The sequence below is a fragment of the Myxococcales bacterium genome, assembly GCA_016717005.1.
GTDB lineage: Bacteria > Myxococcota_A > Polyangia > Haliangiales > Haliangiaceae > UBA2376.
Genome location: JADJUF010000008.1, coordinates 260,092 through 273,659 on the forward strand (window position 1 = coordinate 260,092; position 13,568 = coordinate 273,659).

Annotated in this window: 10 protein-coding genes and 1 pseudogene; 8 read left to right on the forward strand and 3 right to left on the reverse strand. The window is 76.0% G+C overall.

Features of this window, described 5'->3' with window-relative positions; all coding sequences use genetic code 11:
• Positions 1 to 188: 188 nt before the first annotated feature.
• The 5 genes and pseudogenes from IPL61_10910 to IPL61_10930 all read left to right on the forward strand — a co-directional run bounded on the left by IPL61_10910 (position 189) and on the right by IPL61_10930 (position 4,908).
• Entirely contained in the window at positions 189 to 1,097 is a 909-nt protein-coding gene (locus IPL61_10910; GenBank protein MBK9031817.1) for a hypothetical protein, read from the forward strand.
• 645 nt (positions 1,098 to 1,742) lie between these two features.
• A pseudogene (locus IPL61_10915) lies at positions 1,743 to 2,126 on the forward strand (putative metal-binding motif-containing protein).
• Between the two features lie 115 nt (positions 2,127 to 2,241).
• Positions 2,242 to 3,393, forward strand: a complete 1,152-nt coding sequence (locus IPL61_10920) for a sulfatase (protein MBK9031818.1) — start codon at positions 2,242 to 2,244, stop codon at positions 3,391 to 3,393.
• A 19-nt stretch (positions 3,394 to 3,412) separates the two neighbouring features.
• Positions 3,413 to 3,859 carry an NUDIX hydrolase gene (locus IPL61_10925; protein ID MBK9031819.1) on the forward strand — a complete coding sequence of 149 codons (447 nt, stop codon included), beginning with the start codon at positions 3,413 to 3,415 and terminating at the stop codon, positions 3,857 to 3,859.
• A gap of 23 nt (positions 3,860 to 3,882) precedes the next feature.
• Positions 3,883 to 4,908 (forward strand): glycosyltransferase family 2 protein, encoded by a 1,026-nt coding sequence (locus tag IPL61_10930; protein ID MBK9031820.1) that lies wholly within the window; start codon positions 3,883 to 3,885, stop codon positions 4,906 to 4,908.
• A gap of 103 nt (positions 4,909 to 5,011) precedes the next feature.
• Here IPL61_10930 and IPL61_10935 read toward each other — a convergent pair whose 3' ends face one another.
• Both IPL61_10935 and IPL61_10940 read right to left on the reverse strand, forming a co-directional pair.
• A complete protein-coding gene (locus IPL61_10935) occupies positions 5,012 to 7,258 on the reverse strand; it encodes a DUF3320 domain-containing protein (protein ID MBK9031821.1) in 2,247 nt (748 codons plus the stop codon).
• Positions 7,156 to 10,002: a DUF4011 domain-containing protein gene (locus IPL61_10940; protein ID MBK9031822.1), complete on the reverse strand. Its 2,847-nt coding sequence runs from the start codon at positions 10,000 to 10,002 to the stop codon at positions 7,156 to 7,158. Before IPL61_10940 ends, IPL61_10935 begins: the two co-directional genes overlap by 103 nt.
• An 80-nt stretch (positions 10,003 to 10,082) precedes the next feature.
• On the opposite strand from IPL61_10940, the gene IPL61_10945 reads away from it, so the two are divergent.
• The 3 genes from IPL61_10945 to IPL61_10955 are packed head-to-tail and all read left to right on the forward strand — an operon-like array spanning position 10,083 to position 13,077.
• Positions 10,083 to 11,117, forward strand: coding sequence for an ADP-ribosylglycohydrolase family protein (locus IPL61_10945; protein ID MBK9031823.1), 1,035 nt, complete (start codon positions 10,083 to 10,085; stop codon positions 11,115 to 11,117).
• Positions 11,114 to 12,316 (forward strand): aminotransferase class V-fold PLP-dependent enzyme, encoded by a 1,203-nt coding sequence (locus tag IPL61_10950; GenBank protein ID MBK9031824.1) that lies wholly within the window; start codon positions 11,114 to 11,116, stop codon positions 12,314 to 12,316. Before IPL61_10945 ends, IPL61_10950 begins: the two co-directional genes overlap by 4 nt.
• Positions 12,313 to 13,077 (forward strand): serine/threonine protein phosphatase, encoded by a 765-nt coding sequence (locus tag IPL61_10955; GenBank protein MBK9031825.1) that lies wholly within the window; start codon positions 12,313 to 12,315, stop codon positions 13,075 to 13,077. The genes IPL61_10950 and IPL61_10955 overlap by 4 nt, the downstream gene beginning before the upstream one ends.
• Before the next feature lie 73 nt (positions 13,078 to 13,150).
• On the opposite strand, the gene IPL61_10960 is transcribed toward IPL61_10955, so the two are convergent.
• On the reverse strand, positions 13,151 to 13,543 hold the full coding sequence (locus IPL61_10960; GenBank protein ID MBK9031826.1) for an acyl-CoA thioesterase: 393 nt from the start codon (positions 13,541 to 13,543) through the stop codon (positions 13,151 to 13,153).
• Positions 13,544 to 13,568 lie beyond the last annotated feature (25 nt).

Below are 13,568 nucleotides of genomic sequence, written 5' to 3' on the forward strand. Positions count from 1 at the left end.
TGCGGTCGTGGCCACCGGTTCCTCGCGGCGTGGGTCCGAGGTCAGACCCGCCAGCGGGGCGGAGGGTTGCCTGGGCCGATCGCTCACGTACGCGACCCTACACCGGCGAGATCGCGCGGTCGAGGCGGCCCGGAGCCACGGCGGGCCTGGTACCCTGCGGGTGTGATCGGTCCGACACGGAGCGCTCGGTGAACCGGCCCATCGTCGCCGGGGTCGGGTGCGTCCGCGTGTCGATCTCGGCGCTTGCGCACCGGGTGCCAGACGCGACCTCCGGGGACGCCGGCGAGCTGGCCGCGATCGCCGTGTCGCCAGGTCCGGGCGTCGCCGTCGCGCTCCGGACCGCCGCCGCCTTCGGATGTCAGGCGCGCCTGGCCGGCTGGGTCGGGACCGATGGCCTGTCGGCGCTGGCCCGGGCCACGCTGGCCCAGGACGGGATCGACGGGGCGCTGCTGCGGGTCAACCCCGGCGGCTCGCCGACCGAGATCGTGACCGTCGACCCGCACGGTGGCCGCTTGATCCAGCGCGCGGCCGGCGACGAGATCGACCTCGACGCGCTGCCGATCGACGTCGACGCCACGCTCGGCGGCGCCCGGGCGCTGTTGCTCGACGACTCGGCCCCGCGCGCGCAGATCGAGGTCGCGCAGCGGGCGCGGGCCCGGGGCATCCCGGTGATCATCGACCTGACCGGGCCGGTAGAGGGCTCGGGTGAGCTGGTGGCGTTCGCCGACATCTTGATCACGTCCGAGCGCCTGCTGGCCGAGCTGGCGCCGCGCCGAGATCTGATCGAGGCGCTGGGCGAGCTGGTCCAGCTGGGCCCGCGCGCGGTCGTGGTCACCCTCGGCGCCGCGGGGGCGGTCGGGCGCCACGGCGGCGAGCTGGTCGAGGTGCCGGGCTTCCCGATCGAGACCATCGACGCGACCGGCGCTGGCTCGGTGTTCCACGGCGCGTTCGTGGCGGGCTTGCTCGGTGAGCTGCCGTTCGCGCGCTGCATCGAGCTGGCGTCGGCGGCCGCGGCGCTGTCGTGCCAGGTGCTGGGCGCGTGGGACGGGGTCCCCGAGCGCGACGACGCGCTGGCGCTGGTCCAGACCCGGCGCTGACCGATCCCGGCGTCGCCTCGCGGCGGCGGCGGCGCGATCGGACGTGGTAACGCTTCGGCCATGGCCGAGGCCCCTGCCCCACCCCCCCGTCCGACTGTCGCCGCGTTCGCGAGCGGCGCTGGCGCCGCGCTGGTCGCCGCGCTGGTCCTGGCGATCGTCGACGGGATCGCCACCGGCGGCGGCGCCATGATGACCGTGCTCGGCCTGTGGGGCCTGCCGGCGTTCGGGTTCGCGCTCTACGCCGGCGCCATCGCCGCCGGGTTCTCGGCCACCTTCGGCCCCGGCGCGATCGGTCGGCTGCGCGACGATCGCGACCGCGACGTCGCCTGGGCCGCGGTCGTCCTGGCCGCCGCGGTCGTGGCCGTCGCGGTCGCGACGATCGTGCCGATCGCCACCAAGCTGATCGTCGCCAACGCCCACCGGCCGGTGCCAGGCGCGCGGGTCATGGGCCCGGTCGCGATGCTCATCGCGATCGGCGCCGGCCTGGTGATCGTGCCGCTGGCCCGGCTGGCGCGGGTCGTCGTGGCGCCGGTGCCGGCGCTCGCCGGCGTGCCGCGGTTCGTCTGGGCGGTCGGCCTCGCGGTGATCGTGATCCTGGTGATCGCCCGCCAGCGCCTGCTCCACGCGGGCTTCGACAACGCCGCGCTGCCGATCGGCGCGATCGTCGAGGTGGCGCTCCTGCCGGTGGTGACGCTCGTGCTGGGCGCGCTCGCGCTCGGCCCGCTGGCCGCGGTCCGACGGGCGGTGCCGGCGCGCGGGCCCGTGGTCGCGGTCGGGCTCGTCGTCGCGCTCGGGCTCGGCGTCGTCACGCTGGGTCGGCAGCCGTCAGCGGCGGTGGCCAAGGCCGTGACCGAGCGCGGCGTCGCGTCGCGCACGTTCGTGACCGTGCTGCAGTCGCTGTCGGATCGCGACGGCGACGGCGTCTCGGCGTTCTTCCGCGGGCCCGACTGCGACGACCACGACCCCGAGGTCAACCCCAACGCCAAGGAGATCCCGGGCAACGGCAAGGACGACAACTGCCAGGGCGGCGATCGTCCGCGCGAGGTCGGCGCCGACCCCGCGACCGCGCCCGACGCCGGCCGCGGCGCCCACCGACGGCGGCGCCGCGGCGCCGACCGGCCCCAGGACCAACGTGCTGATCATCATGATCGACACGCTCCGGGTCGATCGGCTCGGCGCCAGCGGCTACCAGCGCAACGGCGCGTCGCTGACGCCCAACATCGACAAGTTCCTGACCCAGGCGGTGTGGTTCAAGCGCACCTACGCCCAGGCCAACAACACGCCGCGGTCGATGCCGAGCTTCATGACCTCGCGCTACCCGTCGCTGGTCAAGGTCGACCAGATGCACGCCAAGTACCCGCGGGTCGACGACGCCAACGTCATGCTGTTCGAGCAGCTGGCCGCCGCCGGCTTCGAGACCCGGGGCCACGCGTCGCACTTCTACTTCCGGCCCGAGCGGAACTTCACCCAGGGCTTCACCACCTTCGACAACGACGGCGCGCTCGACATCGGCCCGTCGAACAAGGACGTCGCGTCGCCGCGGATCGTGCCGCGGGCGGTGGCGTCCCTGGCCGAGCTCGGCAAGTCGCACCAGCGGTTCGCGATGTTCGTGCACCTGTTCGAGCCGCACTCGAGCTTCGTCGAGCACCCGGGCTACCCGCCGGTGACCACGTCGGGGACCAAGGCCCACGCCGAGCGCTACGACTACGAGATCGCGTTCGTCGACGGCTGGGTCGGCCAGCTCCTCGACGGCCTGACCGCGGCCGGCCTCGACGACGACACCGTCGTCGTCGTCATGAGCGATCACGGCGAGGCGTTCGGCGAGCACAATTTCGGCGGCCAGAGCATGTTCCACGGCACCAACCTGTACGACGAGCAGCTGCGGGTGCCGTTCGCGTTCCGGGTGCCGGGCGCGCCGGCGCGCGCGGTCGACGACGTCGTCCAGCTGATCGATCTCGCGCCGACCGTCGTCGACCTGGCCGGCGCCGCGCCCGACCCGAGCTGGCTGGGCCGCAGCCTGGCGCCGGCGATCCGGGGTGAGGCGCTGCCGCCCCGGCCGGCGTTCGCGGAGCTCCTGGCCTACCCGGGCTGGGAGCAAGATCTGAAGATGGCGGTCGCGGGCGACGGCGCGTGGAAGATCATCAACGTCATCTCGCAGCGGCGGACGGAGCTCTACGAGCTGGCGACCGACCCCGGCGAGCGGCGCGACCGCTGGGGCGACGCCAGCGCGGCCGCGGCCAAGGACCAGATGCAGCAGCTCTTGCTCGACTGGGTCGAAGTCACGCTCGCGCAGTGAACCCCGACGCGGAGGCCCCATGACCACGCCCGCCAAGACCTACCAGAACCCGACGCCGACCGTCGACGTCGTCATCGAGCTCGACGGCCGCCCCGGCACGGTCGTGCTGATCGAGCGCGGCAACGAGCCGCGCGGCTGGGCCCTGCCCGGCGGCTTCGTCGATCGCGGCGAGTGGGTCGCCGACGCCGGCGTGCGCGAGGCCAAGGAGGAGACCGGCCTCGACGTCGAGCTGACCGAGCTGTTCCACGTCTACAGCGACCCGGCCCGCGACGCCCGCCAGCACACGATGTCGACGGTGTTCCTCGGGCGGGCCGCCGGCGCGCCGATCGGCGGCGACGACGCCACCGGGGCCGGGGTGTTCGCGCTCGACGCGCTGCCGACGCCGATCGCGTTCGATCACGCGACGATCCTGGCCGACTACGCGGCGTACCGCGCCAGCGGGCGCCGGCCGCCGCCGCGGCGGTGACCGCGGTCGTGTACCATCGGCGGATGCGTACTCCGCTGGTGACGATCGCCATGCCGGCCTTCAACGAGGAGCACTACATCGAGGCGTGCATCCGCTCGGTCCAGGCCCAGGACTACCCGGGCGATCGCATCGAGATCCTGATCGCCGACGGCCGCTCGACCGACCGCACCCGCGAGATCCTGGCCGAGCTGGCGATCGACGACCCCCGCATCAAGGTGATCGACAACCCCGATCGCCTGCAGGCCGCCGGCCTCAACCAGCTCATCCGCGCCGCGCGCGGCGAGATCGTCGTGCGCATGGACGTCCACTGCGAGTACACGCCCAGCTACGTGCGGACGTGCGTCGAGCAGCTCGAGGCGACCGGCGCCGACAACGTCGGCGGCGCCCAGCGGGCCAAGGCCAAGACCGCGTTCCAGCGGGCGCTGTGCGCGGCGCTGGCGTCCCCGGTCGGCGTCGGCGGCGCCCGGTACCGCGACGCCACCGCCGAGGGCTTCGTCGACACCGTGTTCCTGGGCGCCTTCCGCAAGCGCATCTTCGAGCGCATCGGCCTCTACGATCCCAAGGCGATCACCAACGAGGACGCCGAGCTCAACCAGCGCCTGCTCGCGAGCGGCGGCAAGATCTACCTGTCGCCGGCGATCGAGGTCCACTACTACCCGCGCGACTCGTTCGCGACCCTGGCCAAGCAGTACTGGAAGTACGGGCGCGGCCGGGCCCGGACGCTGCTCAAGCTCGGCCGGTTCCCGACGCTGCGCCCGCTGATCCCGTTCGGCATGGTGCTCGGGGCCAGCGCGCTGATCGTGCTGCCGCCGCTGTGGCCGATCGCGCCGGCCGCGTTCGCCGCGTACGCGCTGCTGACCGGCGCCGAGGCGGTCCGGGTCGCCGCGCCGCTGGGGCCGGTCGCGGTCGCGACCGCCTGGGCCATCTTCCCGGTGCTCCACGCGTCGCACGGCGCCGGCTTCGCGTCGGGCCTGCTGCGCTACCTGCGCGACCCCGACTGGGGCCCGGTCGAGACCCTGGACGCGCGCCCAGCGCTGCGCGCGGTCTGATCGTCGCGGCGTCAGCTCGATCAGCTGCGCCACGCCCCCGACCGGCGCGACCGGGACGTCGCGGCCATCGCTCGGCGCTGGCTCGCGCGCCGCGGCGGCCGCGTCACGGCAGGCTGGCGCGATCGGCGTCGAGGCGCGCGAGGCCGCGGGCGGCGAGGACGGCGACGGCGTCCTCGATGCGGGCGAGGAGCTTGTCGCTGGGCCGGGTGAAGCCGACCAGCTTGGCGGTCTCCTTGCCCAGCTCGAGCCGCGGCAGGCCGAGGTTGCGCTCGAGCACGACCCGCGCGGCGGCGGCGAGCTCGAGCAGCGGCAGCTCGTCCCAGTCGCGCTTGCTGTCCGCGGCGCGGTCGTCCGGAACCCGGACGGCCGGCAGGGCGGCGGGATCCTGATCGCGGCGCCAGACCACGTCGGGGTCGTCGGGGCTGCCGACCTGCGCCCGGGTGGCGGCGATCAGGCGCACGCGCTCGACCACGCGCGGCGTGACCCGGCTGACCGCGAACGCGGCCGCGACCCGGCGCGCCAGCAGGCCGGCGTGGACCGGCGCCTCGATCGCCAGGACGCTGTCGATGACCTTGCCGAGGTCGTCGCCGCGCGCGACGTCGAAGAGATCGTCGGCCGTGCGGCGCTTGGCGGCGATCGTCGCGACCGCGTACCGCCCGACCGGCGTGCGCTCGGTGGCGGCCTCCGCGGCAGCGGACGATATGGCGGCGGACGGCGACGTGGCGGACGGCGACGTGGCGGACGGCGACGTGGCGGACGGCGACGTGGCGGACGGCGACGCGGCGGATCGCGACCCGGCGGATGGCGAGGTCGTGACGGGGGCTGCGGCGGTCGGCGCCGCCGCCGATGGCGACGTCGCGGTCGGCGCGCTGGCCTCGCCCCGCCGCGCCGTGGGCGCGCTACCCTCGGCCTTGACCGCCACCGGCCCCGACCGGGAGCCCGGCGCCTTGCGCGCCGCCCGGGCCGCGGCGATCGCGTTGATCACCGCGTTGTGGACCCGGCCCAGCTCCTTGTCGGCGTCGTGGTACCAGTCGAGCGACCAGATCCGGTGCAGCCGCCAGCCCAGGTTGGTCAGCACCTGGCCGCGCAGGCGATCGCGATCGCGGGCGGTGGCGGCGCGGGCGTAGGCCGGGCCGTCGGCCTCGACCCCGAGCACGTAGCGGCCGGGCTCGTCGGGGTCGACCACCGCGAGATCGATCTTGTAGCCGGCGCAGCCGACCTGGTGGTGCACGGTCCAGCCCTTGGCGACCAGCGCCGCCGCGATCGCGCCGGTGAGCGCGGTCGCCGCCGGCCGGGCCTCGCGCTCGGTCGCGGCCTGGCCGCCGGCGCGGGCGTAGCGCAGCAGGTCGGCGAGGTGGCGCACGCCCAGCGCCGAGACGTCGGCGCTGATCTGCTCGGGGGTGATCGACGCGAACACGACCAGCTCGTCGCGCGCACGCGTGACCGCCACGTTGAGGCGCCGCTCGCCGCCGTCGCGGTTGAGCGGCCCGAAGTTCATCGCGACCTTGCCGTCGCGATCGGGCCCGTAGCCGACCGAGAACAGGATCACGTCGCGCTCGTCGCCCTGGATCGTCTCGAGGTTCTTGACCAGCACCGGCTCCCGGGCGTCCTCGGCGAAGAACCGATCGAGGCCCGGGTCGGCGGCGCGGGCGGCGTCGAGCAGGTCCAGCACCAGCTCCTGCTGCGGCTTGCTGAACGTCACGACGCCGATCGAGCGCCCGCAGCGGTCGGGGTCGGTCAGGCGCGCCACGATCTCGGCGACCACCGCCTCGGCCTCGATCCGGTTCTGGCGGGTGCCGGCCCGATCGTAGACGCCGGCGATCGCCCGCAGCGAGACGCCCAGGCCCGGCACGTCGGCGGCCGCGGCCGGGAACACGTCGAGCGTGCCGCCGTAGTAGCGGTCGTTCGAGAACGCGATCAGATCCTCGTGGCGGCTGCGGTAGTGCCAGGTCAGCCGCAGCTCGGGCAGCCGGGCGGCGACACACTCGTCGAGGATGCTCTCGAGCTCCTCGAGCTCGTCGTCGGGGTCGGCCGCGCTCGTCGTCGCGGCCGCCGCCGCGCGGTCGCACAGCTCGAAGAACCGCGTCGGCGGCAGCTGCTTCGAGTCGCCGACCACCACCGCCGAGTGTCCGCGGGCGAGCGCGCCGACGGCGTCGGCGGTCGGGATCTGGCTGGCCTCATCGAACACGACCAGATCGAAGCGTCGCACCGCCGGGTCGAGGTACTGGGCCACCGACAGCGGGCTCATCAGCACGCACGGCTTGAGCCGCGGCAGCAGGTTCGGGATCTCCCGGAACAGCGCCCGCAGCGGCTTGTGCCGGCGCTGCTTCTTGAGCTCGTGCAGCAGCACGCCGATCTCGCCGGCGTCGGCGGTCTCGCCGCCGAGACCCGCGGCACCCGCTCGGACAGCCGCGCGATCGCGCGGGCCCGGGCCACGCCCAGCTGCGCCCGGTCGAGCTCGACGAACTCGGCGACGCGCGCGTGGTGGCTGGCGCCGTGGAAGGTCGCCAGCGCCGGCGTCGCGCTGGTCGAGCGCTCGGCCACGCCCCGGTACATCGCCCGCTCCCACGCGGCCTCGATCGCGCCGGCCGCGACCGCGCCGCGCTCGACCCCGGCCACGGTGTTGCCCAGGCCGGCCGCGACCGCGGCCGCGCGCGCGCGCACGAACGCGGTCCAGTCGCGCAGCGCCGTCGGCGCCGCGGCCCAGGCGGCGACCTGCGCCGCCATCGCCTCGAGGTGCGGGCGATCGCCGTCGACGATCTCGACGCCGCACACGTCGCGCAGCCGGCCCAGCGCGGTCCGCCACCGCGCCGCGCTCGCGGCCAGCGCGGTCCAGGTCGCGATCGCGACGGCGCGGTCGGTGGCCAGCGCGACCACCGATCGCCACGCGCGCTCGCGCTCGGCCGGCGGGCACCGCATGCGCTCGAAGGCCGCGCGCAGCTCGCGGGCCCAGGCGAGCGCGCGCTCGACCGCGTCGAGATCGCCGTCGTCGGCGGTCGCCCCCGCGAGCGCCCCCAACCAGGTCGCGGCGGTGGGCTGGACCGCGGCCAGCGCGCGCTCGGCGGCGTTGACCTGGGCCGCGGTGGCGAGATCGTCGGCGACCTCGGTGTCCGACGGCAGCGCGCCGGCCGCCAGCGCCGCGCGGGCCTGGCGCCGGGCCGCGCGCAGCGCGAACCAGCGGAACAGCGGGAAGCGGTGGGCCCAGGCCCGGAACCGCGCCGCCAGATCGTCGAGCTCGAGCGCGTAGACCCGCTCGCTCCACCGCGTCGCCAGGCGCCGGCCCAGCTCGCGCCGACGGCGCGCCAGCGCCAGCCACGTCACCGCGTCCTTGGGCGCCGTGATCGCCGGCTCGGCCGCCGACGCCCGGGCCTTGACCAGCGCGATCTTGTCGGCGACGGCGCCGGTGGCGGCGCCGGCCGGGTGCGCCAGCGCCGCGTCGATCAGCGCCGGGCCCGGGTGCGGGCTGCCGGCGAGGTGCTCGGCCAGGACGCCGAGCGCGTCGAGCTCGTCCTTGGTGGCCGCGGCCACGCCCGGCAGCTGTGGCGCGATCGCCGCGATCGCCTGGGCCAGCTCGCCGCCGGCGGTCGCGGCCTCGGCCAGCGCGGCCCGGACGGCGTCCTCGGTCGACATCTGCCAGGTGGCGAGGGTCGAGCCGTGCCACGGGTGCGCGGTCACCGGCGCGACGGTCGCGGCGGCCTCGGCGAAGCGCTTGACCGCGTCGCGCTGCGCGGTGATCGCGGCGGCGTCGTCGGCGGCGCCGTCGGCCAGCGCCGGCGCGTCCCGCAGCTGGCCGAGCGCCCCGAGCGCGTCGTGGACCGAGACCCCGGCGGCGCCGCCGTCGTGGAGCGCGGCGACGTAGCGGTTGAGCTCGTCGCGGGTCCCGGCCAGGCGCGCGTCGTCGCCGACCACCGGCGCGTTGGGCCGCCAGACCCGCTCGAGCACGCGCCCGAGCTCGGCCACGACCTCGCGCTTCTTGGCCTTGTGCGAGTGCAGCTCCAGGCAGAAGTCGCCCAGCCCGGCGCCGGCCAGGCGCCGCTGCACGACGTCGAGCGCGGCCTGCTTCTCGGCGACGAACAGCACGGTCTTGCCGTCGCCCAGCGCCTGCGCGATCAGGTTGGTGATCGTCTGCGACTTGCCGGTGCCGGGCGGGCCCTGCAGCACGAACGAGCGCCCGTCGGCCGCGGCCAGCACCGCGGCCAGCTGGCTCGAGTCGCAGTCGAGCGGCGCGTACAGGTCGCCGAGCGCGAGCGTCTGGTCGAGCGCGGCCGGGACCGGGAACGCCGGCTGCGCGGGGAACGCGTGGCCGTCGCCGGCGGCCAGGTGCGCGACCACCGGCGCGGCCAGCAGCGCCTCGCCGCGCTCGGCCAGATCGGTCCACATGACGAACTTGGTGAACGAGAAGATGCCGAGCCGGGCCTCGGGCAGCACCTGCCAGCGCGGGAACTTCGCCACCGCCGCCGCCAGCGCGCCCATCGCGGCCGCGAGGTCGAGGTCGTCGCGATCGCTGTCCGGCCGCGGCACGACCACGCCGAACTCGCTGTGCAGCTTCTCGAACAGCGTGTCGTTCCAGCGCGGCTCCTCGTCGGCGCGGGCGCTGACGCGGTAGCGCTCGCGCGCGCCGGCCCGCCGCAGCTCGACCGGGAACAGCGCCAGCGGTGCGTGGCGCGCGATCTCGCCGCCGTCGGTCTCGAACCAGCGCAGCACGCCCAGCGCCAGCCACAAGGTCGTCGCGCCGCTCTCCTGCACGCTCTCCCGGGCGCTGCGCGCGATCGCGATCAGCCGTCGATCGAGCTCGTCGACCCCGACCGAGGCGATCAGCCGCTTGTGCGCCAGCGCGTCGGCGCCGGCCTTGGCCATGGCCTCGGCCGCGCGCTCGGGGCCGCCGACCGCGTCGGGCGCGACCGGCGCGCCGGGCGTGACCTCGAGCGTCGCGCCCTCGGCCAGGAGCGCGGCCAGCGCCACCGGATCGGCGCCGACCAGCGGCAGCACCTGGCGGCCGTCGCGCGCGTCGAGCAGGCGGTTGCGCAGCGTCAGATCGAGCAGCGACAGCTTCCAGCGGTCCAGGCGGCGAGCAGCGGCGTCAGGCGCGGGCACCGCGCGACTGTACGCTCCCGCCTGCGTCGGCGCCGCCCGGTCGGGGTGGGCCGATCCCGGCGGTGCGCTAGGATGCCGCCATGTCGTGGACCGCGCCGGCCGATCGCGATCGTGGGCTCGGTGCGCTGTGGGGGCTCGCGCTCGGCGACGCGCTGGGCACGACGCTCGAGTTCACGACCCCGCCGGCCCCGCCCTATCCGACCCTCGCGGCGGGGCCGCTCGACGACATCGTCGGCGGCGGCCCCTTCGACGTCGTGCCCGGCGCTGTCACCGACGACACCCAGCTGGCCGCGGCCGTGGCCCAGAGCCTGATCGTCGGCGACGGCGATCTCGATCGGAGCGATCTCGCGGCCCGCTTCGTCGACTGGAGCGCCCACGCCTTCGACATCGGCGGCCAGACCGGCGCGGTGCTGCGTCGGCTCGGGGCCGGCGCGTCGGTCGACGACGCCGCGCGCGCGGTCTGGCTCGAGCGCGGGCGCGAGGCCGCCGGCAACGGCGGCTTGATGCGCGCGGCGCCGATCGCCGTGGCCTACTGCACCCGGCCCGACGCCCTCGTCGACGCCGCGCTGGCCGAGTGCGGTCTGACCCACTGGGATCCGCGCTGCCGCCTGGCCCAGGTCGCCTACGACGCCGCGCTGGCGTGCGCCGTCGCCCCCGGCGGCGCGGCGACCGCGGCCGCGATGCTGGCGGCGGCTCGGGCCGGGCTCGACGAGGGCGCCGCCCGCCTCGACGCGATCGGCGACGATCGCGATCGCGTCACCGCCGCCCACGCCGCGCTGGCCGAGGATCTCGACGCCGCCGAGCGCGCCGACCCGGGCGTGACCGACGAGCGGCTCCACCTGCACCGCCACCAGGGCTTCGTCCGGGTCGCGTTCCGCCTGGCGTTCTGGCACCTGGTCCACGCCCCCGACTTCGTCACCGGGGTCATCGACGTGGTCAACCGCGGCGGCGACGCCGACACCAACGGCGCGATCGTCGGCGCGATGCTGGGCGCCCGCGACGGGCTGGCGACCTTGCCGCGTCGGTGGGTCGAGCGGGTCCACGACGCGGTCCCGCCCGACGCGGCCCTGGCCACGCGCTACCACCCGCGCGCGCTCGTCGAGCTGCTGCCATGATCGACCTGGCCACGCCGGCGGCGCCGCTGGCCGCGTTCGGGCTCGATCCCGAGGTGCTGCACTGGAACCACGGCTCGTGGGGCGCGTGCCCGCGCGCGGCGCTCGCGGCCCAGGACGCGGTGCGCGCGCGGATCGAGGCCGCGACGATGCGCTTCTTCGTGGTCGAGCTGGCGCCGGCGCTGGCCGCGGCCCGGGCCGCGGTGGCGGCGTTCGTCGGCGCCGACGCCGACGGGCTCGCGTTCGTGCCCAACGCCACCACCGCGATCGCCACCGCGCTCGCCGATCTCGAGCTGGCGCCGGGCGACGAGCTGGTGACCACCAGCCACGCCTACCGCGCCTGCAAGAACCAGCTCGACCGGCTCGCGGCCCAGACCGGCGCCCGGGTCGTGGTCGCGGCGGTGCCGCTGCCGCTGGTCGACGACGCGGCGCCCGAGGCCGCGATCCGCGCGTGCGTCGGGCCGCGCACCCGCGCGGTCCTGTGCGACCACATCGCCAGCCCGACCGCGGTGGTGTTCGACGTCGCGGCGCTGGCGGCGACGCTGCCGCCGACGGTGGCGCTGATCGTCGACGGCGCCCACGCCCCGGGCCAGCTCCCGCTGGCGCTCGCGACCGCGGGCGCGACCTACTACGCCGGCAACCTGCACAAGTGGACGTGCGCGCCCAAGGGCGCCGCGTTCCTGTGGGTGGCGCCGGCCCGCCGCGCCCACGTGCGACCGCTGGTGATCAGCCACGGCGCGTCGATGCCGACCGACGGCACCACGCGCTTCCGCCTCGAGCACGACTGGACCGGCAGCCACGACCCGTCGCCGTACCTGGTGGCGCCGACGGCGATCGCCACGGTCGCCGAGCTGGGCGGCGGCTGGGACGCGGTCCGGGCCCGGGGCCATGCGCTGGCGCTAGCGGCCGCGGCCGAGGTCGCCGCGGCGCTCGACGCCGATCCGATCGTCGCGCCGGGCCTGGCGGCGCGGCGCCACGGCGCGATGGCGGCGCTGGCGATCGCCCTGCCGGCCGGGGCCACGCCGCTGGCGGTCGAGCGCGCGCTGCTGGCCCGGGGCGTCGAGGTGCCGATCGTCGACCACCCGGCCAGCCCGGGGCCGCTGCTGCGCCTGTCGGCCCACCTGTACAGCTGCCTGGCCGACGTCGCGCCGCTGGTCGCGCACCTGCGCGCGCTCGGCGTCCGCGGCCGGAGGCTCGCGTGAGCGGCCGCACGTTCGTCGTCGGCGACGTCCACGGCGAGCGGGCGCTCTTGCAGCGCCTGCTGGCCGAGCTGCCGTTCATCGCGCCCGACGACGCGCTGGTGTTCCTCGGCGACTACGTCGACCGCGGGCCCGACAGCCGCGGCGTCGTCGAGATCCTGCGGCGGCTGCCCGAGGCGACCGCCGGGCAGGTCGTGTGCCTGCGCGGCAACCACGAGGACGCGCTGCTGCAGGCCGTCGACGATCGCGATCCCAGCTTCATCCTGCCGATCGGCAACGGCGTCGCGGCCACGTACCGATCGTTCATCGACGAGCCCGACGCCGACCCGTTCGGCGAGGCCCACGTCGCGCGCTACTTCGCGCCGGGCACGTGGCTGCCGGCGCCGGTGATCGCGTGGTTCCGGACGCTGCCGCTGTGGCACCGCGACGCCCACGCCACCTACGTCCACGCCGGGCTCGAGGGCGAGGGCGCGGTCTGGCGCCTGCCCGAGGCGTCGGCCCCCAAGGCGCTCTTGTGGCAGCGCGAGCCCGACTTCTTCGGCGAGTACGCCGGGCCGCCGCTGGTGTTCGGCCACACCCCGGTCCCCGATCTGCCGCCGCTCGATCCGACCCGCACCGCGCCGTGGCGGCGCGGCCCGTTGATCGGCATCGACACCAGCGCCGGCAAGGGCGGCCCGCTGACCTGCCTCGAGCTGCCGGCCCGGACGATCGTGCAGTGCTTCCCCGACGGCCGGGTGAGCCGCGGCTCGGTCGACGACGCCTGAGCGTCGGCCGCGCGCGCGCCCGGCTCAGGCCGGCGTGACTACGATCGCCGCCAGCGCCGCGCGCGCGCCCGGCTCAGGCCGGCGTGACCACGATCGCCGCCAGCGCCGCGCGCACGCGCGCGGGGATCGCGACCGGTCGCCGGGTCGCGCGGTCGACGAACACGTGGACGAAGTGGCCGTGGGCGACCGCGAGGTCGCGCTCGTGCGCGGCCGCGTCGTCGACGAAGATCGCGATGCCGTAGGTCACGGCGCGCTGGCCCAGGCGATCGACCCGGACCCCGGCGGTCAGCGGCGACGGGAACCCGATCGGCGCGTGGTACTGGCACGCCGACTCGACCACCAGCCCGATGACGTCGCCGCCGTGGATGTCGAGGCCGCCGGCGTCGATCAGGTACGTGTTGGCGGCGGTGTCGAAGTAGCTGTAGTAGGTGACGTTGTTGACGTGGCCGTAGACGTCGTTGTCCATCCACCGCGTCGTGATCGCGACGTGG